The organism is Nonomuraea sp. NPDC003201 (assembly GCF_053590415.1).
Map to the genome: position 1 here is coordinate 1 of NZ_JBSFTC010000035.1, position 21977 is coordinate 21977.

Annotated in this window: 24 protein-coding genes; 10 read left to right on the forward strand and 14 right to left on the reverse strand. The window is 69.8% G+C overall.

Translation table 11 applies throughout. The features are described 5' to 3' along the window. A partial coding sequence (locus tag ACWDX9_RS16130; protein ID WP_449954114.1) for an MFS transporter occupies positions 1 to 475 on the reverse strand: 475 nt, incomplete at its 3' end. A 99-nt stretch (positions 476 to 574) separates the two neighbouring features. On the opposite strand from ACWDX9_RS16130, the gene ACWDX9_RS16135 reads away from it, so the two are divergent. Next, positions 575 to 1660 carry a DUF5937 family protein gene (locus tag ACWDX9_RS16135; protein ID WP_449954117.1) on the forward strand — a complete coding sequence of 362 codons (1086 nt, stop codon included), beginning with the start codon at positions 575 to 577 and terminating at the stop codon, positions 1658 to 1660. A gap of 103 nt (positions 1661 to 1763) precedes the next feature. Here the strand turns inward: ACWDX9_RS16135 and ACWDX9_RS16140 are convergent, their stop codons facing one another. After that, the gene (locus ACWDX9_RS16140; RefSeq protein WP_449954120.1) at positions 1764 to 2180 is read right to left on the reverse strand and encodes a VOC family protein; all 417 of its coding nucleotides are present in this window, start codon (positions 2178 to 2180) and stop codon (positions 1764 to 1766) included. Positions 2181 to 2235: 55 nt separating this feature from the next. Next, on the reverse strand, positions 2236 to 2928 hold the full coding sequence (locus ACWDX9_RS16145; RefSeq protein ID WP_449954122.1) for a C39 family peptidase: 693 nt from the start codon (positions 2926 to 2928) through the stop codon (positions 2236 to 2238). Between the two features lie 297 nt (positions 2929 to 3225). Here ACWDX9_RS16145 and ACWDX9_RS16150 point away from each other — a divergent pair, with 297 nt between their 5' ends. From ACWDX9_RS16150 to ACWDX9_RS16160, 3 genes are all read left to right on the forward strand, one after another. Further along, positions 3226 to 3675 carry a lamin tail domain-containing protein gene (locus tag ACWDX9_RS16150; RefSeq protein WP_449954124.1) on the forward strand — a complete coding sequence of 150 codons (450 nt, stop codon included), beginning with the start codon at positions 3226 to 3228 and terminating at the stop codon, positions 3673 to 3675. 70 nt (positions 3676 to 3745) lie between these two features. Then, positions 3746 to 4300: a YceI family protein gene (locus ACWDX9_RS16155; RefSeq protein WP_449954127.1), complete on the forward strand. Its 555-nt coding sequence runs from the start codon at positions 3746 to 3748 to the stop codon at positions 4298 to 4300. Positions 4301 to 4621: 321 nt separating this feature from the next. Continuing rightward, positions 4622 to 5935, forward strand: coding sequence for a UDP-glucose dehydrogenase family protein (locus ACWDX9_RS16160; RefSeq protein WP_397371231.1), 1314 nt, complete (start codon positions 4622 to 4624; stop codon positions 5933 to 5935). Positions 5936 to 6098: 163 nt separating this feature from the next. Here the strand turns inward: ACWDX9_RS16160 and purE are convergent, their stop codons facing one another. After that, positions 6099 to 6581 (reverse strand): 5-(carboxyamino)imidazole ribonucleotide mutase, encoded by a 483-nt coding sequence (gene purE, locus ACWDX9_RS16165; protein WP_192794048.1) that lies wholly within the window; start codon positions 6579 to 6581, stop codon positions 6099 to 6101. A 14-nt stretch (positions 6582 to 6595) separates the two neighbouring features. Continuing rightward, entirely contained in the window at positions 6596 to 7744 is a 1149-nt protein-coding gene (locus ACWDX9_RS16170) for a 5-(carboxyamino)imidazole ribonucleotide synthase (RefSeq protein WP_449954129.1), read from the reverse strand. Between the two features lie 280 nt (positions 7745 to 8024). On the opposite strand from ACWDX9_RS16170, the gene ACWDX9_RS16175 reads away from it, so the two are divergent. Then, positions 8025 to 8507, forward strand: coding sequence for a GtrA family protein (locus ACWDX9_RS16175; RefSeq protein WP_364243097.1), 483 nt, complete (start codon positions 8025 to 8027; stop codon positions 8505 to 8507). On the opposite strand, the gene ACWDX9_RS16180 is transcribed toward ACWDX9_RS16175, so the two are convergent. Together ACWDX9_RS16180 and ACWDX9_RS16185 are read right to left on the reverse strand one after the other, a co-directional pair. Beyond that, entirely contained in the window at positions 8491 to 9771 is a 1281-nt protein-coding gene (locus ACWDX9_RS16180; RefSeq protein ID WP_449954131.1) for an ATP-binding protein, read from the reverse strand. The genes ACWDX9_RS16175 and ACWDX9_RS16180 overlap by 17 nt on opposite strands. A 3-nt stretch (positions 9772 to 9774) precedes the next feature. Next, entirely contained in the window at positions 9775 to 10443 is a 669-nt protein-coding gene (locus tag ACWDX9_RS16185) for a response regulator transcription factor (protein ID WP_043620820.1), read from the reverse strand. Positions 10444 to 10646: 203 nt separating this feature from the next. On the opposite strand from ACWDX9_RS16185, the gene ACWDX9_RS16190 reads away from it, so the two are divergent. The 3 genes from ACWDX9_RS16190 (at position 10647) to ACWDX9_RS16200 (ending at position 13897) form a co-directional block, all read left to right on the forward strand. Next, the gene (locus tag ACWDX9_RS16190; protein WP_449954134.1) at positions 10647 to 12914 is read left to right on the forward strand and encodes a glycoside hydrolase family 95 protein; all 2268 of its coding nucleotides are present in this window, start codon (positions 10647 to 10649) and stop codon (positions 12912 to 12914) included. A gap of 23 nt (positions 12915 to 12937) precedes the next feature. After that, positions 12938 to 13339 (forward strand): MerR family transcriptional regulator, encoded by a 402-nt coding sequence (locus ACWDX9_RS16195; RefSeq protein ID WP_449954136.1) that lies wholly within the window; start codon positions 12938 to 12940, stop codon positions 13337 to 13339. An 81-nt stretch (positions 13340 to 13420) separates the two neighbouring features. Beyond that, positions 13421 to 13897 carry an RICIN domain-containing protein gene (locus ACWDX9_RS16200; protein ID WP_449954139.1) on the forward strand — a complete coding sequence of 159 codons (477 nt, stop codon included), beginning with the start codon at positions 13421 to 13423 and terminating at the stop codon, positions 13895 to 13897. 77 nt (positions 13898 to 13974) lie between these two features. On the opposite strand, the gene bfr is transcribed toward ACWDX9_RS16200, so the two are convergent. The 7 genes from bfr to ACWDX9_RS16235 all read right to left on the reverse strand — a co-directional run bounded on the left by bfr (position 13975) and on the right by ACWDX9_RS16235 (position 18839). After that, a complete protein-coding gene (gene bfr / locus ACWDX9_RS16205) occupies positions 13975 to 14460 on the reverse strand; it encodes a bacterioferritin (RefSeq protein WP_355190676.1) in 486 nt (161 codons plus the stop codon). Between the two features lie 15 nt (positions 14461 to 14475). Further along, positions 14476 to 14652 (reverse strand): (2Fe-2S)-binding protein, encoded by a 177-nt coding sequence (locus ACWDX9_RS16210; RefSeq protein WP_138669932.1) that lies wholly within the window; start codon positions 14650 to 14652, stop codon positions 14476 to 14478. A gap of 106 nt (positions 14653 to 14758) precedes the next feature. Beyond that, complete coding sequence (locus tag ACWDX9_RS16215; protein WP_350728333.1) at positions 14759 to 15379, reverse strand: MBL fold metallo-hydrolase; 621 nt, start codon at positions 15377 to 15379, stop codon at positions 14759 to 14761. Further along, positions 15380 to 16465, reverse strand: a complete 1086-nt coding sequence (locus ACWDX9_RS16220) for an S-(hydroxymethyl)mycothiol dehydrogenase (RefSeq protein ID WP_449954141.1) — start codon at positions 16463 to 16465, stop codon at positions 15380 to 15382. Positions 16466 to 16480: 15 nt separating this feature from the next. Then, entirely contained in the window at positions 16481 to 17446 is a 966-nt protein-coding gene (locus ACWDX9_RS16225; RefSeq protein ID WP_449954144.1) for an adenylate cyclase regulatory domain-containing protein, read from the reverse strand. Between the two features lie 4 nt (positions 17447 to 17450). Further along, on the reverse strand, positions 17451 to 17963 hold the full coding sequence (locus ACWDX9_RS16230; RefSeq protein ID WP_363962422.1) for a PH domain-containing protein: 513 nt from the start codon (positions 17961 to 17963) through the stop codon (positions 17451 to 17453). Positions 17964 to 18017: 54 nt separating this feature from the next. Beyond that, positions 18018 to 18839: a biotin--[acetyl-CoA-carboxylase] ligase gene (locus ACWDX9_RS16235; RefSeq protein WP_449954148.1), complete on the reverse strand. Its 822-nt coding sequence runs from the start codon at positions 18837 to 18839 to the stop codon at positions 18018 to 18020. A 35-nt stretch (positions 18840 to 18874) separates the two neighbouring features. On the opposite strand from ACWDX9_RS16235, the gene ACWDX9_RS16240 reads away from it, so the two are divergent. Continuing rightward, positions 18875 to 21079 carry an FdhF/YdeP family oxidoreductase gene (locus ACWDX9_RS16240; protein WP_449954151.1) on the forward strand — a complete coding sequence of 735 codons (2205 nt, stop codon included), beginning with the start codon at positions 18875 to 18877 and terminating at the stop codon, positions 21077 to 21079. Beyond that, positions 21076 to 21918: a formate dehydrogenase accessory sulfurtransferase FdhD gene (fdhD, locus tag ACWDX9_RS16245; protein ID WP_449954153.1), complete on the forward strand. Its 843-nt coding sequence runs from the start codon at positions 21076 to 21078 to the stop codon at positions 21916 to 21918. The genes ACWDX9_RS16240 and fdhD overlap by 4 nt, the downstream gene beginning before the upstream one ends. Positions 21919 to 21977: the final 59 nt, after the last annotated feature.

Below are 21977 nucleotides of genomic sequence, written 5' to 3' on the forward strand. Positions count from 1 at the left end.
CCGCGCCCAGGCCGGCGTTGCGCAGGGCGCGGCCTCCCGCGAGAGCGGCGTCGCGTTCCCGGCCGTGGGCGACCGTGGCCACGAGAGCTGCGTGGGCGGCCGGCCATGCCTGGTTGCCGATGCCGAGGAAGAGCGCCGCCGTCGCGAACAGCCAGACGTTCCCCGCCGGGGTGGCCAGCAGCAGCGCCACGCCCAGCACCCGCACCAGCATCGACGCCGCCACGACCGTGCTGCGTGCGCCCCGGTCCAACCATCGGCCCACCGCGGGCATGCACACCAGACCCACGACGACGCCCACCGTCATGGCGATGCCGGTGGCCGGCGCGGACAGCCTCAGCACAGTCACCCCGTAGAGCAGCAGGAAGGGCCGCAGCAGGCCGGTGCCGAGCGCGTCCACGCCCAGAGCGACGGCATAGCGGGGGCCTCCGGAGGCACGGACGAGGGCGCGGGGCCGGATCTTGGTGGTGGTTGCCATGGCGTCAACAGTGCGTTCGGCCGCCGGGCCGACTGTGTCGGTTGACGGACACCGTCAACCGACGCGGTCGTCGGCCATCCGACCAGCGATGATGAGGGGATGACGTTGAGGATCGACATCAGCGGGATGCCGTCCGGGCGACTGCGGTTCGCCGCCTCCCCGCTGGCCGAGCTGACCGCGATGCTGCACGTGCTGGCCGAACCCGGGCATCACCCGCAGCTCGCCGGCTGGGCCGGGGACGTCTGGGCTGGGCTGCGGCCGGAGCTGGCCGAGCGGTTGCGGGAGGCGGAGTTCCTCTGGCGTTCCTCACGAGCCGACTTTCTGGTCCCCGCTCGTCCTCGGCCGACCCTCGCCGAGGAACTGGACGATGTGGACCGGATCGACGATGAAACCTATGTGACCGCCGCGCTCATCACCACGTGCGGCAGCAACCGGGTCCACTTCGCCGCGCCGTCGCCGCTCACCGACGCGACGGCGCGCGAGCGGGCCCTGGACCTGGCCCAGGCCCGCGGCGCGCTCCAAGAGGCCTTCGCGGAACGGCTGCTCACGGACCCGGCCGCCGTGCGGGCGCGGGTGCGCCACACCCTCGAACAGTGCGCCGAGGCCTTCTTCGACGCCGCCTGGGCGGGCGTCGCCGTGCGACTCGCCACCGACCTGCGCGTGAAGAACGACCTGCTGAAGCGCCAGGGCATCGAGGCGGCGCTCGCATCGGTCTCCAGCGCCGTCACCCTGGCACAGGACGGCAACTGCATCATCCTGGACAAACTGCAGGACAAGGCGACCGCCGCCCACGACACCGGGGTCACCTTCCTCCCCAGCGTCTTCGGCCACCCGCACCTGGTGGTGGTCCACGCGCCCGGGTGGCAGCCAGTGGTGCAGTACCCCGTGGCCGAGGCAGGTCCATCAGAGCCGATATCGCTGGAAACGGTCACACTACGGCTGGAGGCACTCGCACATCCGGTACGGCTGCGGCTGCTGCGCACCCTGGCCCGCGGCCCGCACACCACCGGTGAACTGGCCCACGCCTGGGAACTCTCACCCCCGGAGGTTTCCCGCCACCTCGCTGTCCTGCGCCGCGCGGGCCTGCTCACGGCCCGGCGGCACGGTCGGTACGTCCGTCACACCCTCAATCTCCCCGATCTGATGGCGCTGGGCGCCGACCTGATGACGGCCGTACTGCGCTGAGTGGCTTCGGCCTGCCAGAACGCGGGCGACCGCCGCCTTCGACCCCGACAGGGTCGTGATGGTGACCTGGGCAGTGCCGCTCGCTTCTTACCGGAACCCCTGGTCACCCTGAGGCGCCGAGCGCGACCAGCTCGATCTCGAAGCCGTCCCCATCCTCCAGATAGGCCGCGTAGTGCCGCTCCCCGCCCGCGTACGGGTGGCGATCGGGGAACATGAGCGTCCAGCCGTTCGCGGGCGCCCGCTCGGCCAGCGCGTCCACCTCGGCGCGGCTTCCCACGTGGAAGGCCAGATGGTTCAGCCCGGGGCGGCAGCGGTCGTGCCGGCCGGCGCTGAGGGCGGGCGACTGCTCCAGCACCAGGTACGTGGCCCCCAGCCGCCAGCTGCGGCCGTGCTCCCAGTCCTGGTACAGGGTGTAGCCGAGCGCCTCCAGCAGCCACTGCCAGCTCGCGACGGCTCGCGGCAGGTCGGGCACCCAGATCTCGACGTGATGCAGCATCCCGGTCGCGGGGTCCCCGCTCATCCCGTACGTACCCCTTCCGCTCCCGGCCTTGGGCGCACGGCCCGCCCGCGTCGCCTCAGAGCTTGGAGATGTAGTACATGTTGCCGCCCGGCTGGAGGATGGCGGCCAGGACGGAGGTCTTGATGGTGTGGGTGCCGCCGGTCGGCTTCCACGGGTCGTACACGGTGACGGTGCCCGCCGTCTTGTCGTAACCGTAGGCGATGATGGCGTGGCCGACCCTGGTGCCCTTGATCTTGCCCTTGTTCCAGGGCAGCTGCTCCATCCACACCGCGAGCACCGGCGCCCGGCGCAGGTCCCCGATGTTGCCGGAGACCCGGTTCATGAGCACGACCGCGTTGCCGTCCGCGTCGGTGGGGCTCGTGACCTTGTAGCCGCGCGACTTGAGGTAGGCGTTGACCACCGGCAGCGCGTTCACGCCCTTGGTTCCGGCGGCGGCCGTGGTCTTCATCTTCTTGGCGAGGGTCGACTGGCTGACGTTGACGCCGAAAGTCGACAGGCTCATGGACGACGAGGCGGGGACGCAGAAGTAGTTGGTCTCCTGGCGCTGGCCCTTGAGGTTGAGCTGGTACTTCAGAGGCGTGAAGAGCCCCTTGGGTGTTGCGGCGACGGAGGACGAGGGGGACGGGGTGGGGGTGGGAGTCGGGGTGCCGGGGGACGCGTAGGCCGGTGACGCGGTGGTGAAGCCCAGGACGGCCACGGTCACGGCTGCGGTGAGGGCGGCGCCGGTCCCCGTTCTACGGTTCTTCACTTGATCACTCCACACATGCGCGGCTGACAGTAGTCAGGGACCGTAGTTGATCTGCCAAGAGTGTGCAAATGGTGGCGCATGGTGACATAGGGACATGCGGGACATTCGCGACATGGCCGAATGCAGAGCGCCTTACGCAAGACAGCCGGACGCGGAGCGCCTTACGCAAGCCGGAGCCGGACGCGGAGCGCCTTTCGCGAGATTGGCCGGATGCGGACGCCGTTGATCGCCAACCCGGCAACCACAGCAGTCGTCCCACTGATGTCACGTTCCATCTCTAGCCATATGGAGCCCGCAGTGCTCAAGCGTCTCCTCGCAACGATCGGCGTCGCCGCCGTGGTCCTGCCGTCGACCGGTACACCCGCCCAGGCCGCGACCCCGATCGTTCAGATCGTCAAGGTCTACTACGACTCGCCAGGGTCCGACCGGGGCGGCAACGTCTCTCTCAACGGCGAATACGCGGTGCTGCGCAACATGAGCAGGCGAAACATCCAGCTCGAGAACTGGATCCTGCGGGACGAGACCGGCTACAAGTACCGATTCCCCAGCTTCACCCTCAAGCCCGGCAAATCAGTGACCGTACGCTCGGGCCAGGGAAGCAACACCTCGACCACCCTGTACTGGGGTCGCAAGTGGTACGTCTGGAACAACGACGGGGACACGGCCGGCCTCTACCGGAGCAGCGACCTCAAGAAGATCGACGGCTGCACCTGGGGACGCGGCGGCATCTCCACCACCTGCCAGTAAGTTTTCGCCAGGGCGGCGGACACGCCCCTCGGTGGGAAGGCGGACGCGTGGTGCGAGTTAGCCTGGCAAGGTGAGCATTACCGCTGGTAGCTACACGTTCGGACCCGATTCCGGCCGGCTCCTCATCCACACGACCCGCACCGGACTGGGCGCCAAGGCCGGCCACGATCTCACCATCGAGGTCACGCGCTGGAGCGGCGACGCCACAATCGACACCGCCGCCCCGGCCAACTCCTCGCTGACCATCGAGGTCGACGCGGGGTCGCTCGAAGTCCGGACGGGGACCGGCGGCATCAAGCCGCTCACGGACTCCGACCGCGAGGAGATCGAGCGAACCATCCGGGAGAAGATCCTGCACACCGACCGCCATCCGACGATCACCTTCCGATCGACGCGGGTCGACGGGACCGCGGAGTCGTTCCACGTCGAGGGCGACCTCACCATCGTCGGGGTGACCCGGCTGGTGACGGTCCAGGGCATGGTCGCCGATGACCGCGTACGGGGCTCGGCGGCCATCGTGCAGTCCCGGTGGGGGATTCGACCGTATTCCGCGTTCTTCGGCGCGCTCAAGCTGAGCGATGAGGTCGAGGTGCGGTTCGACGTCGGTCTCGTGGCAAAGGACTGAGCTCGGACCGGTCCCATCCCCCTGAGCTCACGAACAGGACCTCGTGGTGGCCTCAGCACGTTGCCCTTGGCCGTGCTTCTCTTTATGGCTCGCGCACTCAACGAGTCGGCGAAGCGGGTTTTAGCTGGGGTTTGGGGGTGGCGCCCCCCAACGTCACAGCCCGAGCCCTCCGCGCGTAGCGCCCCCGAGCGAGGACCGCGCCTTTTGGCCTCGGTCCGACCTTCTTGTTACTAGTCGGTACGGTTTGCGAAGAGGTGCAGGTGGCACGTACGAGGTAGCTAGGGCCGGTAGCATGCCTGCGCGATCGAAAGGAGCTCACTCGTGCCATATCGCCTCACGGTGATCGGGACCGGATACCTGGGCATCACCCATGCGGCGTGCATGGCTGATCTCGGATTCGACGTCCTGGGCCTTGATATCGACGCCGACAAGATCCGCAGCCTCAACCAAGGGGAGCTCCCGATCCACGAGCCCGGGCTCGAGCCTGTGCTCCGCCGCGGGCTCGAATCCGGCCGCCTCCGCTTCACCACCTCGTACGAGGAAGCCGCCGCCTTCGGCGACGTGCACTTCGTCTGCGTAGGCACTCCCCAGAAACGCGGCGAATATGCTGCGGACGTCACGTACATGGACAACGCGATCGAGTCCCTCGCCCCGTTCCTCGACCGCCAGTGCCTGGTCGTGGGCAAGTCCACCGTGCCCGTCGGCACCGCCGAGCGGCTCGCGGACAAGCTCACCCGCCTCGCGCCCGCCGGTGGGCAGGCCGAGCTGGCCTGGAACCCCGAGTTCCTGCGGGAGGGGTTCGCGGTTCAGGACACCATGCACCCGGATCGCATCGTGGTCGGCGTTCGCACCGAGCGAGCGGAGAAGGTGCTGCGCGAGGTGTACGAGCCGCTGGGCGAGGTTCCGTTCGTGGTGACCGATTTCGCCACGTCCGAGCTGGTCAAGACGGCCGCGAACGCGTTCCTGGCCACCAAGATCTCGTTCATCAACGCGATGGCCGAGGTCTGCGAGGCCGCGCACGCCGACGTCAAGCAGCTGTCGGAGGCGCTGTCGTACGACGACCGGATCGGCGGACGTTACCTGAACGCGGGCCTCGGGTTCGGCGGCGGCTGCCTGCCCAAGGACATCAGGGCGTTCATGGCGCGGGCCGGGGAGCTGGGAGCGGACCAGGCGCTGACGTTCCTGCGCGAGGTGGACGCCATCAACCTGCGGCGGCGCGCCCGCATGGTCGATCTGGCCAGGGAGCTGGCCGGGGGCTCGTTCCACGGGTGCACCGTGGGCGTGCTGGGCGCCGCGTTCAAGCCGAACTCGGACGACATCCGCGACTCCCCCGCGCTGGACGTCGCCGTGACCATCGGCCACCAGGGCGGACAGGTCACCGTGTACGACCCCATCGCGCTCGACAACGCCCGTAAGGCTCACCCCGAGCTGAACTACGGCGAATCAGCCCTGGACGCGGTACGGGGAGCGCACGTGGTGCTGCTGCTCACCGAGTGGCAGGAGTTCGTGGAGCTCGACCCCGAGGAGCTGGGAGCCGTGGTGGCGACCCGGCGCATCGTGGACGGGCGTAATGCCCTGAATGCCGAGACGTGGCGGTCCGCCGGATGGCACTACCGCGCCCTCGGCCGCCCCTGACGGATCTATCCCCCGCCTAAGACCTACCGGCCCCCGCCCTCGACGGACCTATCCCCCGCCTACGACAGCCCCCGGCCGCCGTAGGCGCACCCCCATCACGACCCTCGGCCACCGTAGGCGCACCCCCCCATCAGGAGCCGTGGCCGCCGTAGGCGGACCCCCGTCACGACCCGAGGTTCGCGGCCTCCGCGCGGAGCTTCTCGCCCTTGGCGTACGCCTGCTCCTTCAACCGCGCCTGGAACTCCTCCATCCGCTCCCGCAGCCCGGGGTCGGACGCGGCCAGGATGCGTACGGCCAGCAGCCCCGCGTTGCGGGCCCCGCCGACCGCCACCGTCGCCACCGGCACCCCGGCGGGCATCTGGACGATCGACAGCAGCGAGTCCATCCCGTCGAGGTACTTCAGCGGCACCGGCACCCCGATCACCGGCAGCGGCGTGACGGAGGCCAGCATGCCGGGCAGGTGCGCGGCTCCCCCGGCCCCGGCGATGATCACCTGGAGGCCCCGGGAGGCGGCCTGGCGGCCGTAGTCGATCATCTCGGTCGGCATGCGGTGCGCCGAGACCACGTCCGCCTCGAAGGGCACGCCGAACTCGGCGACCGCCTCCGCGGCGGCCTTCATGACCGGCCAGTCGGAGTCGCTCCCCATGACAATCCCGATACTCACGTGTACTCCCCGGTGGTGAGGTAGACGGCGGCGTGGCGGGCGCGGGCGCGTACCTCGTCGAGGTTGGAGCCGAGGGCCGTCACGTGGCCGATCTTGCGGCCGGGGCGCACCTCTTTGCCGTAGAAGTGCAGCTTGATGCCCGGATCGTGGGCCAGCACGTGCTCGTAGCGCTTGACGAGGTCGGGCTCCTCGCCGCCGAGCAGGTTGGCCATGACGACGACCTGGGCGGTCATCTTGGGCGAGCCGAGCGGCAGGTCCAGCACCGCCCTCAGATGCTGCTCGAACTGCGACGTCGTCGAGCCCTCGATGGTCCAGTGGCCGCTGTTGTGCGGGCGCATGGCCAGCTCGTTGACCACGAGCCCGTTCGGCGTGTCGAAGAGCTCGACCGCGAGCAGCCCGGTCACGCCGAGCTCGTGGGCGATCCTCAGGCCGATGCGCTGCGCCTGCGCGGAGTCCTCGGGGTCCAGCCCGGGAGCGGGCGCGATGACCTCCACGCAGATGCCGTCCTGCTGCACGGTCTCCACGACCGGGTAGCTGACGCCCTGCCCGTGCGGCGAGCGGGCGACCAGCACCGCCAGCTCCCGCTCGAACGGCACGAACGCCTCCGCGAGCAGCTCGGCCCCGGTCGCGAACGCCTCCGCGACCTCCTCGGCCGACCGGCACACCCACACGCCGCGGCCGTCGTAGCCGCCGCGCACCGACTTCAGGACCATCGGCCAGCCGTGCTGCTCCGCGAAGCGCGTGGCCTCTTCGGGCGACGACACCCGCGCCCACGCCGGGCACGGCACGCCGATCGCGGTCAGCCGCTCGCGCATGACGGCCTTGTCCTGGGCGTGCACGAGCGCGTCGGCCCCGGGGTGCACGGAGTGGCCGGCCTCGGTCAGGGCTCGGATGTGCTCGGTGGGCACGTGTTCGTGGTCGAACGTGATCGCGTCGCAGCCCTTGGCGAACTCGCGCAGATCGTCCAGATCGCGGTAATCTCCGACGCGCGTGTCGACGATCACTCGTGCGGCGCTCTCCTCCGGAGAGTTGGCCAGCACCCGCAGCTCGACGCCGAGCGCGATGGCCGGCGGCTGCGACATCCTGGCCAGCTGGCCTGCGCCGACGATGCCGACGACCGGCCCGATGGGGCTGTAGGAACTCACGCCAGGTGAGCTTACCGGGACGGAACGACTTTCCCGGACTCCCCGGGCTGGGCGGCCGTTCCGGGTCGCCTTCGCAGGCACGACCGCCCAGCGTTCCGCTCCGCCCGCTCATGCCGGGTCGCGGGCGATGTGCAACGCAGCGTAATGCCCAACTGTCGTAAATGCCGGGCATAGGACGATATTTCTAAGTGGTAAGTTCACCAGCCTGACGTCGGGCCTACACGGTGGCCGGTACGCTGAGTTGGGTCAGGCTCGTCGAAGGAAGGGACCGAGCAGAGACGTGGACTTCGCCAGACGCCTCTACGAGCGGTTCTCCTCCCTTGTGTACGAACTGGCCAAGTTCGGCAGCATCGGGGCCGTCGCCTTCCTGATCGACACCGGCCTCCTCAACCTCTGCAACGTGGGCCTGGGCTGGGGCCCGCTGACCTCCAAGGTCGTGGCGACGACGATCTCCACGACCTTCGCCTACATCGGCAACCGCTTCTGGACCTTCCGGCACCGCGACCAGAGCGGGCTGAGGCGCGAATACTTCCTGTTCTTCCTGCTCAACGGCATCGCGCTGCTGTTCGGCATGCTGACGATCGGCTTCACCACCTACACGCTCGACCTGCACGACCCGCTCAGCTTCAACATCGCCAACATCGTGGGCGTGGGGCTCGGCACGCTGTTCCGCTACTGGTCGTACAAGAAGTGGGTGTTCCTGGAGGCCACCGAGCCCATCCCGATGGAGCTGCCCGAGACCGGGGTCAAGCAGGACCGCTGACCACGCGGGTCCTCGCGCCGTCGTCCTCGGCCGGACGCAGGAAGATGGCGAACGTCGCCGGGCGGCGCCGTACCAGCTCCAGTCTGCCGCCGTCGGCCGCGGCCAGCGCGCGGGCGAGCGTCAGCCCGAGACCGGTGCCTCCGCCGCCGCTGACGTTCCGCTCGAAGATCTTGGGGGCGATCTCGTCGGCGATGCCCGGGCCCTCGTCCGCGACCTCGATCACCACGTAGTTGTCGCCGCTGGTCGAGGTGACGGTGACGTCGCCGCCGCCGTGGCGCAGGGAGTTCTCCAGCAGTGACGCGATCACCTGGCCGAAGCCGCCGGTGGTGGCCATCGCCTTCAGGCCGCGGGCGCCTTCGAGCCGCAGGGTACGCCCCGCCTCCCGGAACACCGGCTCCCACTCCCTGATCTGCTGGATGATCACGTCGTCGATGGCGACCGGCTCGGCCTGGGCGTGGCGCTGGCGCCGCGCCGCCGCCAGCAGCTCGTCGATCACGGCGGTGAGCCGCTCCGCCTGCACGATCGCCGCCTCGCCCTCCTCCCGTACGACCTCCGGCTCGTCCGCGGCCGACACGATCTCCTCCAGGCGCATGGTGAGACCGGTCAAGGGGGTTCGGAGCTGGTGGGAGGCGTCGGTGGCGAACTCCCGCTCGCGGGTGAGCAGGTCGGAGATGCGGGTCGCGCTGCGGTCGAGCACTTGGGCCACCCGGTCGAGTTCGGGAATGCCGTAGCGGTGTTTGCTCGGCCGGGCGTCTCCGGAGCCCAGCCGCTCGGCGATCTTCGCCAGGTCCTGCAAGGGCAGCGTCAGCCGCCGGGACTGTACGACGGCCAGGCTCACGGCCACCGCCAGGGCGGCGACGGCCAGGGCCACGATGAGCAGGAGCCGGGCCCGTACGTCCTGTTCAACCTGGTCGCGATCGCGACTTATGCGGACATAGACGCCGGTGTTGGTCTGCGCGTCCTCGGTCATCAGGTGACCGGACGGCGGTGCGCTGCCGACCACGGTCACCCGCAAGGGGGTTCCGCGTTCCCAGATCTGGATGTACCTGCCGGGATACTTCTGCTCCAGTTGCTGGGGGTCGAGCGGCGTCTCCTGGACACGGGCATACTCGACCTCTCCCACGAGGCGCTTGGCCTCCGCCCCGAGCTCCTGAGCCGCCTCGTCGACGATCAGCCGGCTGACGACGACACCCAGGGGGACCCCCAGCAGCAGAACCGCGATGACCGCGACGACCAGGGTTGAGGAGAGCAGTCGGCGGCGCATCTCCTACTCGCGTTCGAACCGGAAGCCGACTCCCCGGACGGTCGTGATGTAACGCGGTTTCGCGGCGTCGTCGCCGAGTTTGCGGCGTAGCCAGGAGATGTGCATGTCGAGGGTCTTGGTCGAACCCCACCAGTTCGTGTCCCAGACCTCGCGCATGATCTGCTCCCTCGTGACCACCTTTCCGGCGTCGCGGACGAGCACACGCAGCAGGTCGAATTCCTTCGTTGTCAGATGCAGCTCCTTTTCCCCCATCCACGCGCGGCGGGAGTCGGCGTCTATACGCACGCCCTGGACGACCGGAGTCTCGGAGGTGCCGCGCCGGAGCAGCGCCCGTACCCGGGCGAGCAGCTCGGCCAGCCTGAACGGCTTCGTCACGTAGTCGTCCGCGCCGGCGTCGAGGCCGACGACGGTGTCCACCTCGTCGACGCGAGCGGTGAGAATCAGGACCGGAGTGCCGTGGCCCTCGGCCCGGATGCGACGAGCCACCTCCAAACCGTCCATTTCGGGCAGTCCAAGGTCAAGAACGATGAGATCGATGCCGCCCGACAGAGCCCTTTCCAGGGCTTGCGGGCCGTCGGGGCTCACCTCGACCTGATAGCCCTCACGGCGCAATGCACGCGCGAGCGGCTCGGAGATCGAGGTGTCATCCTCGGCGAGAAGTACGCAGGTCATGAAGCGATCGTAGGACCTTAAGCGATCGTTTCCCGGGCACAGCGCGCGGTTTGACTCGCAGTTGACCTATCCATTGACCTGGGCAAACGCGGCTAAATATCGGTTAGTCGGGATTAAATTACCGCGATTACCGAGAAACGAAAGCAATGGCGCCCCCGGCCACGTGCCGTCCGGAAGAAATAATGTTGTTAACGTTGTCCCCCGTGACTGATCTGACCCTCTGGTACGACCGGCCGGCCACCGACTGGGAGACGCAGGCGTTACCCATCGGGAACGGCGCGCTCGGGGCGATGGTGTTCGGCGGGACGGACACCGAGCGGCTCCAGTTCAACGAGAAGAGCCTGTGGACGGGCGGCCCGGGATCGCGGGAGGGGTACGACTTCGGCGACTGGACCGCACCCCGGCCCGACGCGCTCGCCGAGGTCCAGGAGGCGCTGGATCGCGACGGGCGGATGGCGCCGGAGGAGGTGGCGGCCGCGCTGGGGCAGCCGAAGTCGGGCTTCGGCGCGTACCAGCCCTTCGGCGACCTCTGGCTGGACCTGGCCGCGCGGCCGGGCTCCCCCGCCGGCTACCGCCGGGAGCTGAGCCTGAGCGAGGCCGTGGCCAGGGTGACGTACACGGCGGACGGGGTGCGGCACTCGCGCGAGTACTTCGCCAGCCACCCCGGGAACGTGATCGCCGGGCGGGTCTCGGCCGATCGGGCGGGCCAGGTGTCGTTCACGCTCCGGGTGTCGTCGCCGCACGAGGACGGGCGGGTCAGCGTCTCGGACGGGCGGCTGACGGTCCGCGGGCGGCTCGCGGACAACGGGATGGCGTTCGAGGCCCAGGTGCGGGTGGTCACGGAGGGCGGCAGCCGTACGGACGGGAGCGACCGGATCACGGTCACCAGGGCCGACAGCGCCGTGTTCGTGCTGTCCGCCGGCACCGACTACGCCCCCGCCCATCCGGACTACCGCGGACAGGACCCGCACGCGGCCGTCACCGCCGCCGTGGACCAGGCGGTGGCCCAGGGGTACGAGGCCCTGCGCCGCGCCCACCAGGCCGACCACGGGGAGCTGTTCGACCGCGTACGGCTGGACCTCGGCCGGCGGACGCCGTCGGTCCCGACGGACCGGCTCCGGGCGGCCTACACCGGGGGCGCCGCCGCCGACGACCGCGCGCTCGAAGCCCTCTTCTTCTCCTACGGCCGCTATCTGCTGATCGCCTCCTCGCGGGCCGGATCGCTGCCCGCGAACCTGCAGGGCGTCTGGAACGACTCCACCACCCCGCCCTGGGCCGGCGACTACCACGTCAACATCAACCTGCAGATGAACTACTGGCTCGCCGACCAGACGAACCTGGCCGAGACGGCGCAGCCGTACGTCGACTATGTCGCGGGCCTGGTGAAGCCGGGTGAGATCACGGCGCGGGAGATGTTCGGGGCGCGCGGGTGGCTGGTGCACAACGAGACGAACCCGTTCGGCTTCACCGGCGTGCACGACTGGGCCACGTCGTTCTGGTTCCCGGAGGCCGGGGCCTGGCTCACGCAGCAGCTCTACGACCGCTATCGCTTCAGCGCGGACACGGGATATCTCCGCGAGACCGCCTATCCGGTGATGAAGGGGGCGGCCGAGTTCTGGCTGGACACCCTGCGTACCGACCCCCGTGACGGGACGCTGGTCGTCTCGCCCGGTTACTCCCCCGAGCACGGGGACTTCTCGGCCGGGGCGTCGATGTCCCAGCAGATCGTCCGGGACCTGTTCACGAACGTGGCGGAGGCCGCGGACGTCCTGGGGGACGCCGAGTTCGGCGGGCGGGTACGCGACGCGCTGGCGAAGCTGGACCCGGGGCTGCGGATCGGGTCCTGGGGGCAGCTCCAGGAGTGGAAGGCCGACCGGGACGACCCGGAGAACACGCATCGGCACGTGTCCCACCTGTTCGGCCTGCATCCCGGCCGGCAGATCGCCGCGGGCAGCCGCGAGGGCGAGGCGGCCAAGGTGTCGCTGACCGCCCGCGGGGACGGCGGCACCGGGTGGAGCAAGGCGTGGAAGATCAACTTCTGGGCTCGGCTGCTCGACGGGGACCACGCGCACCGGATGCTGAGCGAGCAGCTGAGAACGTCCACGCTGGACAACCTGTGGGACACGCACCCGCCGTTCCAGATCGACGGAAATTTCGGGGCCTCCGCCGGCATGGCGGAAATGCTGGTGCAGAGCCAGCACGGCGAGATCCACGTACTGCCCGCTCTGCCCTCCGCCTGGCCCACGGGGTCGGTGCGCGGGCTGCGCGCCCGGGGCGACGTGACGGTGGACGTCTCCTGGCGGGACGGCGCCGCCGAGCGGATCACGCTGCACGTGGGGCGCTCGGGCCCGATCACGGTACGGACGGACCTGGCCGGACGCTGCCAAGCGCCCGGCGAAGCGCGGCGCTCCGGGGGCACGCTGAGCTGGGACGCCCAGGCCGGGACGGCCTACACCATCCTGGGGAGCTAGAGCCGGCTCGTATCCTGGGCGGCATGTCATCGGAGATCAGCATCGGCCGGCTCGCCGAACTCACCGGGCTGAGCGTGCACACGCTGCGCTTCTACGAGCGTGAGGGCCTCCTGCTCAACCCCGTGCGCCGCGGGCCGGGCGGGCGGCGGATCTACAGCGACGCGGACGCGCACTGGCTGGCCACGTGCGTCATCCTGCGCGCCTCGGGGATGCCGTTGCCCGCCATCCGGGAGTACACCGACCTCGTCAGGAACGGGACCGGGAACGAGGCGGAGCGCCTCACCATCATGCTGGAGCACCGGGAGCGCGTGCTGCGCCAGATGAGCGATCTCAACCGCTGCCTGGACCTCATCACCTACAAGGTCGGCGTGTACGAGGACGTCCTCTTCGAGACCACCGTCGCCGACTGCTCGCCCCAGGGCTGACCCCATAAGGGATCCGATCACAACAAAACGGGAATCGCGCGCGTCTCAGTGATCAATACCTCAACGGAAAGGGTCACTGACGTGGACGCCACCCCCACCAGATTGTTCGCCGTCGCCGCCACCGCCGCCCTGGCGCTGTCCCTGGCCGCCGCTCCCGCCTCGGCGGGGGCCAGCGGGCGGCTGATGAACGGCGCCACCGACCTCTGCCTGGCCGTGGGCAAGAGCGAGGTCAAGGCCGGCAAGAAGGTCATCCAGTGGACCTGCTCCGACAACAAGGACCAGCAGTGGATCTACAAGGGGCGCAAGCTCGTCAACGCCAAGACCGGCATGTGCCTGGCGATCGCGCGCGGCTCCCAGGCCAAGGGCAAGTACGCGATCCAGTGGCCGTGCACCGACGGCGGGATCGAGCAGGAGTGGATCTACGACGACATGCAGCGCCTGCGCAACCGGGCCAGCGGCCTGTGCCTGGCGGTCGGCAAGGGCGAGCGCAAGAAGGGTAAGTGGATCATCCAGTGGACGTGCAGGGACACGGGAGAGCAGGCGTGGCTCTGGAGGTAAGGGGAAGGCGCCCCGTCCGGGGACGGGGCGCCTGCGGCGCCACAGGGCCGATCAGTAGGGCCGCTCAGTAGGGCCGCTCAGTCGTCGGACGAGGGCGGTTCGGCGTAGCGGGCCAGGTAGAGCTGCTCGCCCAGGCTGCGGATGAGGCTGAGCTCCGTCTCCAGATAGTCGATGTGCTCCTCCTCGTCCTCCAGGATCTCCTCGAAGATCCGGGCCGAGGTGACGTCGCCCTTCTCGCGCATGAGCGCGATCGCCGGGCGCAGGCGCTGCACGACTGAGAGCTCGACCTCGAGGTCCGCCCTGAGCTGCTCCTCCACGGTCTGGCCGATGTGCAGGGTGCCCAGGCGTTGATAGTTGGGCAGGCCCTCCAGGAAGAGGATGCGATCGGTCAGACGCTCCGCGTGGCGCATCTCGTCGATCGACTCCGCACGGGTGTGCTCGGCGAGTTTCGTGTAGCCCCAGTTCTCCTGCATCTTGGCGTGCAGAAAATACTGGTTGATGGCGGTGAGCTCGGCGGTCAGCTGCTCGTTGAGCAGCTCGATGATCTGCTTGTCGCCCTGCATGAAACGGGCCCCTCGCTATGCGGTCGTCAGTTCTTCAGACCGTTTCAGGATTGCACAGATCTTCCGTACACATCGGGCACAGTCACCACCGGCACCAGTGGTGTCGCGAATCTGCTTCGCGCTCTTGGCCCCGGAGGCGATGCAGTCGTGCACCTCGTTTTCGGTCACAGCACGACAAATGCACACGTACATCCGGGGACAGGCCTCTCGCGAGCGAAGTGGGGGCACCTTTAGGTAAGGCACACCTAAGCTACCTCACTTCGGTAAGGCTTGCCTATGTTAGGTCCGCCACATCACGCTATCCACCTCGGGTGATCCATTCCTCCAGGTGAGGTGCCTCCGCGCCGATCGTGGTGGAGTCGCCGTGTCCCGTGTGCACGACGGTCTCCGGCGGCAGGGTCAGCAGCCGCTCCCTGATCGAGTCGATGATCGTGTCGAACGAGCTGTAGGACCGGCCGGTCGCCCCCGGGCCGCCCTTGAAGAGCGTGTCGCCGCTGAACAGGGCCCCGAGGTCGGGGGCGTACAGGCAGACCGCGCCGGGCGCGTGGCCGGGGGTGTGGACGACCTCCAGCGCGATGCCGCCGACCTCGATCTTCTCGCCGTCGGCCAGCGGCTCGTACGACGCCGCGGCCCCGTACTGCTGCTCCCACAGCACCTGGTCGGCGGGGTGCAGCCGGATGGGCGCCCCGGTGCGGTCGGCGAGGGGCTTGGCGGCGTTGATGTGGTCGTTGTGCGCGTGCGTGCAGACGATGGCCTTGACCGTGCGCCCGCCGACCCGCTCGGCGATCGTCGCGGCGTCGTGGGCGGCGTCGATGACGACGACCTCGCGGGCGTCGCCGACCAGCCAGACGTTGTTGTCGACGTCCCAGGTGCCGCCGTCCAGCGAGAACGTGCCCGAGGTGATGACCCTGTCGATCATCTAGAACGTCACCACCGAACGCAGCACCTCGCCGCGGTGCATCTTCGCGAACGCCTCCTCGACCTGCCCGATCCCGATCGTCTCCGAGACGAACTTGTCGAGCGGCAGCCGGTTCTGCAGGAACAGGTCGATGAGCATCGGGAAGTCGCGCGAGGGCAGGCAGTCGCCGTACCAGGAGGACTTCAGCGCGCCGCCGCGCCCGAAGACGTCGAGGAACGGCAGCTCCAGCGTCATGTCCGGCGTGGGGACGCCGACCAGCACGACCGTGCCGGCCAGGTCGCGGGCGTAGAAGGCCTGCTTGTACGTCTCGGGGCGGCCCACCGCCTCGATGACCACGTCGGCGCCGAAGCCGCCGGTCAGGTCGCGGATCGCCTCGACCGGGTCGCTCTCGCGGGAGTTGACGGTGTGGGTGGCGCCGAAGTCGCGCGCCCAGCCCAGCTTGCGGTCGTCCACGTCGACGGCGATGACCTTCACGGCCCCGGCCAGCGAGGCGCCCAGGATCGCGGCGTCGCCGACGCCGCCGCAGCCGATGACGGCGACCGAGTCGCCGCGCGCCACGCCGCCGGTGTTGATCGCGGCGCCGATGCCCGCCATGACGCCGCAGCCCAGCAGGCCCGCGACCTGCGCGGGCGCCTCGGCGGAGACCTTGGTGCACTGGCCCGCGGCGACCAGCGTCTTCTCCAGGAACGCGCCGATGCCCAGCGCGGGCGACAGCACCGTGCCGTCCTTGAGCGTCATCTTCTGCGTGGCGTTGTGGGTGGCGAAGCAGTACCACGGGCGGCCGCGCAGGCACGCGCGGCACTGGCCGCACACCGCGCGCCAGTTGAGGATCACGAAGTCACCGGGCTCGACCTCGGTGACACCCGGGCCGACCGCCTCGACGACGCCCGCGGCCTCGTGGCCGAGCAGGAACGGGAAGTCGTCGTTGATCCCGCCCTCGCGATAGTGCAGGTCGGTGTGGCAGACCCCGCAAGCCTGCACGTTGACGACCGCCTCGCCGGGACCTGGGTCCGGCACCACGACCGTCTCGAGCGAAACTTCCTGACCCTTGGCCCGGGCGACGACGCCCTGCACTTCGTACGGCATGCCAGCCATCTTGTGTCAGGAGGATGATCTCCGCAAGAGATAGGGCTGGACCACGCCGAGCCCTCTCGCGGGCCGGCGCCTGATCTTGTGCAGATCGAACCCCTCCAGCCCTTCGGCCAGCGCGGAATCGACCAGGATCGTGCCCGGCCGGGCGATGGCGGTGAGCCGGGCGGCCAGGTTGACGGTGGTGCCGAAGACGTCGCCCATGGTGGGCAGGACCGGCCCGTACGCCAGGCCGACGCGCAGCTCGACGCCCGACTCGACCAGGTCGAGCGCGATCCCCGCGGCCTGGGCCGGGCTCGGGGCGGTGAACAGCACCTCGTCGCCCAGCGTCTTGACCAGCCGGGCGCCGTGGGAGGCCACCACGTCGGAGGCCCGCGCCTCGAACCCCTCGACCAGCTCGGCCAGCTCCTTCTCGTCGAGCTCGCGGCTGCGCCTGGTGAACGAGACCAGGTCCGCGAACCCCACCGCCATCGCCACCCGGGTCGGCACCAGCTCGTCGCCGCCGTCGGCGATGGCCAGCAGCCGGGTGCCGGCGGCGGCGAGCTGGGCCCGCCAGACGTGCACCAGCACCTGCTCGAAGTCGGGCATCAGCTCCTGCGCCGCCCCGAGCACCTTGGCCAGGTCGTCCTCCGAGGGCTCCGGCGGCAGCATCGCGCCGATCATGATCTCGGCCTGCCACTGCGCCAGCCGGGCCGTGGTCTGGCCGAGCGCGCGGGCCATGCGGATGACGGTCTGCTCGTCGAGCAGGCCGCCGTCGAGCATCCGGCGCACCCGGCGCAGCGCCGCCGCGTCGGCGTCGGTGAACGCCACGGCGCCGTCGGCCCGCTGCGCGAAGCCGAGCGCCCGCCAGATGCGCTCGGCCAGCTCCTGCGACACCCCGGCCTTGGCCGTGACCTGCTCTTTCGTGAAGCGGGCCGGCGAGCCGACGAGCAGGCGCTCGATCTCTTCGGCGGTCGGCCGGCCGGGGGGACGGCTCACGCGGTCACTGGCCGTCGATCTCGCCGTCGGAGGCGTCCTCGACGAGCCTGAACAGGTCGGTGCGGACGTCCTGGATCTTGGGGATGTCACGCAGCACGATCTCGCCCCGGTCCCCCGCGGACTCGACGGTCAGCGTGCCGCAGCCGAGCAGGCGCTCGAAGAACGTCTGGTCGGAGCTGACCGTGTTGACCTTGGTGATCGGGATCTCGTCGGTCGACTTGTTGAGCACGCCGGTGCTGATCGTGAAGCGGTGGGTGGTGAGCACGTAGCCGGTGTTGACCCACCGCAGGTAGGGGACGAGCGACCAGATCGTCAGCAGGATGAGGCCGATGACGACGACGGCGATCCTGGCGTAGAACGCGTACTCCCAGCCGCCGGGGATTAAGAACATCGCCGCGCCCGCGGCCACGACGACGAGAACCAGCGCGAGGAAGGGGAGCACGAGTCGCTTCCAATGGGGATGGAAGGACCGGATGCGCCGCTCACCCTGCGTCAGATGATGGTCGGGAAGGGTCATGGCCAAATCGTGCCACCATCGCCGCCGCGGCGGCTACGCTCCCGGCGGATCAGGTCAGTCCGCCGGGCGGACGTGCACGACGTCGCCCGCGCTCAGCGTGTAGCGCTCCCCCTCCGACTCCACCTGCAGGTGCCCGAACTGGTCCACCCCCGTGGCCGTCCCGGTGACCGCCTGCCGGCCCGGCAGCTCCACCCTGACCCGCCGCCCGACCGTGGCGCTGGCCGCCAGGTACGCCGGGCGCAGCCCGCACGCCTCGGCGTCGCCCTTCGCGTCGCTCCATTCCCTGTAGTGGCTCTCGACCTCCCTGAGCACGGCCCTGAGCAGCGGGTCGCGGTCGATGCAGGCCGCCTCCTCGATGCCCAGCGACGTGGCCGTCCCGACGGGCAGCTCCTCCGGCCTGAGCGACACGTTCAGGCCCATGCCGATGACGACGCCGCTCTCCGCCCGCTCGGCCAGGATCCCGGCCAGCTTGCGCTCGCCGATCAGCAGGTCGTTGGGCCACTTCACGCGTACGTCCACCTCGGCCAGGCGGCGCAGGGCGGAGGCGGCGGCGACGCCGTACAGGAGCGTCAGCCAGCCCTGCGCAGTGGCGGGCACGTCCGGTTTGAGGAGGATCGAGAACGTCAGGCCCGAGCGCGGCGGCGCCGTCCAGGTACGGCCCAGCCGGCCGCGGCCCGCCAGCTGCGACTCCGCCACCAGCACCGTCCCCTCCGGGGCTCCGCCGTGGGCGGCCTCGGCGAGGTCGGCGTTGGTGGAGCCGGTGCTCTCCACGACGGTGATGCCGGTCCACAGGGAGCCGGGGCGGACCAGCGCGCGGTTGAGCGCCGCCTCGGAGAGCGGCGGGCGGTCGAGGTCGGAGTAACGCGAGTCGGGCATCCCTCTATCTTTGCAGCCAGGAGGAAAATAGAGAGATGAGCAAGCTCCTGGATCCGCGTAACTGGGCCTCTTGGCGACCGTTCGGCATCGGGCTGCGCAAGCCGAACAACTACCTGGAGCTGTGGAAGGCGTTCAGGTCGGTCAAGGGCAACCGGGGTTACGCGTGGCGGATACTCAACCAGGGCACGTGTGACGGGTGCGCGCTGGGCACCCAAGGCATGAGGGATTGGACGATGGACGAGATCCATCTGTGCAACATCAGGCTGCGGCTGCTGCCGCTGAACACGATGCCCGCCCTGGACACCACACTTTTGCGGGATATTTCTGGACTCGTCGGCAAGAAGAGCGCCGAGCTTCGCGAGCTGGGGCGGCTGCCGTACCCCATGCTGCGCCGCGCGGGCGAGCCGGGCTTCACCCGGATCTCCTGGGACGAGGCGCTGCGCGTGGCCGGGGAGGGCCTGCGGGACGCGCGCTTCGGCGCCTACCTGACCAGCCGCGGCGTGCCGAACGAGAACTACTACGCGGCCCAGAAGGCCGTACGCGCGCTCGGCACCAACAGCGTCGACAACGCCGCCAGGATCTGCCACTCGCCCTCCACGGTCGCGCTCAAGCAGACCATCGGCGCGGCGGCCACGACCTGCTCGTACACCGACTGGATCGGCTCCGACCTGATCGTCTTCATCGGCTCCAACCCGTCGAACAACCAGCCGGTCGCGATGAAGTACCTCTACCACGCCAAGAAGGCCGGCACCCGGATCGCGATGGTCAACGCCTACCGCGAGCCCGGCATGGACAAGTACTGGGTGCCGTCGAACGCCGAGTCCGCCGTGTTCGGCACGAAGATCACCGATGAGTTCTTCGGCGTGAACGTGGGCGGCGACATCGGCTTCCTCAACGGCGTGCTCAAGCACCTGATCGAGAACGACTGGGTGGACAAGGAGTTCGTCGATCAGCGGACCACGGGCTTCGAGGAGCTGCGCCGGGAGCTCGCGGGGCAGACGTGGGAGGAGCTGGAGGCGCTGTCCGGGGCCTCCCGCGACGACATGCTCCGCCTGGCCACGCTGCTGGGCAAGGCCAGGTCGGCGGTGCTGGTGTGGTCGATGGGCATCACGCAGCACAGCTATGGCGAGGACAACGTCCGCTCGATCGTGAACCTGGCGCTGGCCAGGGGCTTCGTCGGGCGCGACAAGTGCGGGCTGATGCCGATCCGGGGGCACAGCGGCGTGCAGGGCGGGGCCGAGATGGGCGCGTACGCGACCGGTCTGCCCGGCGGGCTGCCGATCACGCCAGAGAATGCCGCGAAATTTACGGAGATGTGGGGGTTCGAGGTCCCGACCACGCCGGGTCTGACCGCGACCGACATGCTCGACGCGGCCCACCGCGGCGAGCTCGACGCGCTGGTGTCGAGCGGCGGCAACTTCCTGGAGGTCCTGCCCGACCCGGCCTACTCCCGCGAGGCCCTGTCGCGGCTGCGGCTGCGGGTGCACATCGACATCGTGCTGTCGTCGCAGATGCTGGTGCCGGGCGAGGGCGACGTGCTGCTGCTGCCCGCGCAGACCCGCTACGAGATGGTCGGCGGCGTGACCGAGACCTCCACCGAGCGCCGGATCATCTTCTCCCCCGAGGTCGAGGGGCCGCGCATCGGCGAGGCGCGGCCGGAGTGGAAGATCTTCACGGAGCTGGCCGCCCGCACAAACCCCGAAATTTCATCAAAAATCGCCTTCACTGGCACTCCGCAGATCCGGGCCGAGATCGAGCGCGCGGTCCCCTTCTACCGCGGCATCGCGGACCTGCGGAAGTTCGGCGACAACGTCCAGTACGGCGGCCGCCATCTGTTCGCCGACGGCCGCTTCCAGACCCCCGACGGGCTGGGCCGCTTCAGCGTCGTCCGGCCTCCGGCGCTGAAGCGTCCCGACGGCGCGTTCATGGTGGCCACCAGGCGCGGCAAGCAGTTCAACAGCATGGTCCACGAGCGCCGCGACGGCTTCAACGGCGCGATGCGCGAGGCCGTGCTGATGAGCGAGTACGACGCCGACCGCCTGGGCCTGCCCGACGGCGCCCCGGTCGAGCTGCGCTCCGGCGAGCGCACCTACCGCGGCAAGATCCTGCGGGCCCCGCTCATGCCGGGCAACCTGCAGATCCACTGGCCGGAGGGCAACGTCCTGCTGGACGAGTCCCGCCGCTCCCCGGACGCGCGGATCCCCGACTACAACGCCCTCGTCACCGTGCGGTCGCTGTGAGCACGCGTCCAGGGCCCACCACGCGCGTCAGGATCATGGAGCTGTCCGGCTCCGCCACCAGGGAGCGGCGCGACTACCTGGCCACCGAGGAGCCGCTGGAGATCCGGCTCACCGCGGCCGACGGCACGCGCAAGACCATGGCCATCACCATGCGCACCCCCGGGCACGACTTCGAGCTGGCCGCCGGATTCCTGCACGGCGAGGGCCTGGCCGGTCCCGGCGACATCGCCGCGATCGCGTACTGCACCGACGAGGACCTCCCGCCCGAGGCCCGCTACAACACGGTGACCGTGCGCCTGCGCGGCCCCATCCCCGACCTGCCCGCGCTGGACCGCCACTTCCTCACCTCCAGCGCGTGCGGCGTCTGCGGCTCGGCCAGCCTGGAGGCGCTGCACGACCGCTGCAAGCCGGTCCCCAGGGGCCGGCTCGACCTCACCCCCGAGCTCCTGTACGGGCTGCCGGACGCGTTGCGCGCCGCCCAGGGCGGGTTCGGCAAGACCGGCAGCCTGCACGCGGCCGGGCTGTTCTCGGCCACGGGCACGCTGGTGGCGGTACGGGAGGACGTGGGCCGCCACAACGCGGTGGACAAGCTGGTCGGCTGGGCGGGGCTGAACGAGCGGCTGCCGCTGGCCGAGCACGTGCTCATGGTCAGCGGGCGGACCAGCTACGAGATCATGCAGAAGGCGCTGGCCGCCGGGATCCCGGCGGTGTGCGCGGTCTCGGCGCCGTCGTCGCTCGCGGTGGAGCTGGCCAGGGAGTTCGGCATCACGCTCGTGGGGTTCCTGCGCGGAGAGCGCTGCAACGTCTATGCGGGATCGGAGCGGATTCTTGTGGAATGAATCATTCCGTTCTGCTATTCTGGAACAGAACAAACCGTTCCGCACGTTCCAGGAGCCTT

Coding starts and splice junctions, on each gene's coding strand:
- bfr (WP_355190676.1), bottom strand. CDS start 14,460: ATGCAGGGCGACAAGCAGATCATCGAGCTGCTCAACGAGCAGCTGACC.
- ACWDX9_RS16135 (WP_449954117.1), top strand. CDS start 575: ATGACGTTGAGGATCGACATCAGCGGGATGCCGTCCGGGCGACTGCGG.
- ACWDX9_RS16240 (WP_449954151.1), top strand. CDS start 18,875: ATGAGCAAGCTCCTGGATCCGCGTAACTGGGCCTCTTGGCGACCGTTC.
- purE (WP_192794048.1), bottom strand. CDS start 6,581: ATGGGGAGCGACTCCGACTGGCCGGTCATGAAGGCCGCCGCGGAGGCG.
- ACWDX9_RS16210 (WP_138669932.1), bottom strand. CDS start 14,652: ATGTACGTGTGCATTTGTCGTGCTGTGACCGAAAACGAGGTGCACGAC.
- ACWDX9_RS16140 (WP_449954120.1), bottom strand. CDS start 2,180: ATGAGCGGGGACCCCGCGACCGGGATGCTGCATCACGTCGAGATCTGG.
- ACWDX9_RS16230 (WP_363962422.1), bottom strand. CDS start 17,963: ATGACCCTTCCCGACCATCATCTGACGCAGGGTGAGCGGCGCATCCGG.
- ACWDX9_RS16235 (WP_449954148.1), bottom strand. CDS start 18,839: ATGCCCGACTCGCGTTACTCCGACCTCGACCGCCCGCCGCTCTCCGAG.
- ACWDX9_RS16185 (WP_043620820.1), bottom strand. CDS start 10,443: ATGACCTGCGTACTTCTCGCCGAGGATGACACCTCGATCTCCGAGCCG.
- ACWDX9_RS16215 (WP_350728333.1), bottom strand. CDS start 15,379: ATGATCGACAGGGTCATCACCTCGGGCACGTTCTCGCTGGACGGCGGC.
- ACWDX9_RS16180 (WP_449954131.1), bottom strand. CDS start 9,771: ATGCGCCGCCGACTGCTCTCCTCAACCCTGGTCGTCGCGGTCATCGCG.
- ACWDX9_RS16220 (WP_449954141.1), bottom strand. CDS start 16,465: ATGCCGTACGAAGTGCAGGGCGTCGTCGCCCGGGCCAAGGGTCAGGAA.
- ACWDX9_RS16195 (WP_449954136.1), top strand. CDS start 12,938: ATGTCATCGGAGATCAGCATCGGCCGGCTCGCCGAACTCACCGGGCTG.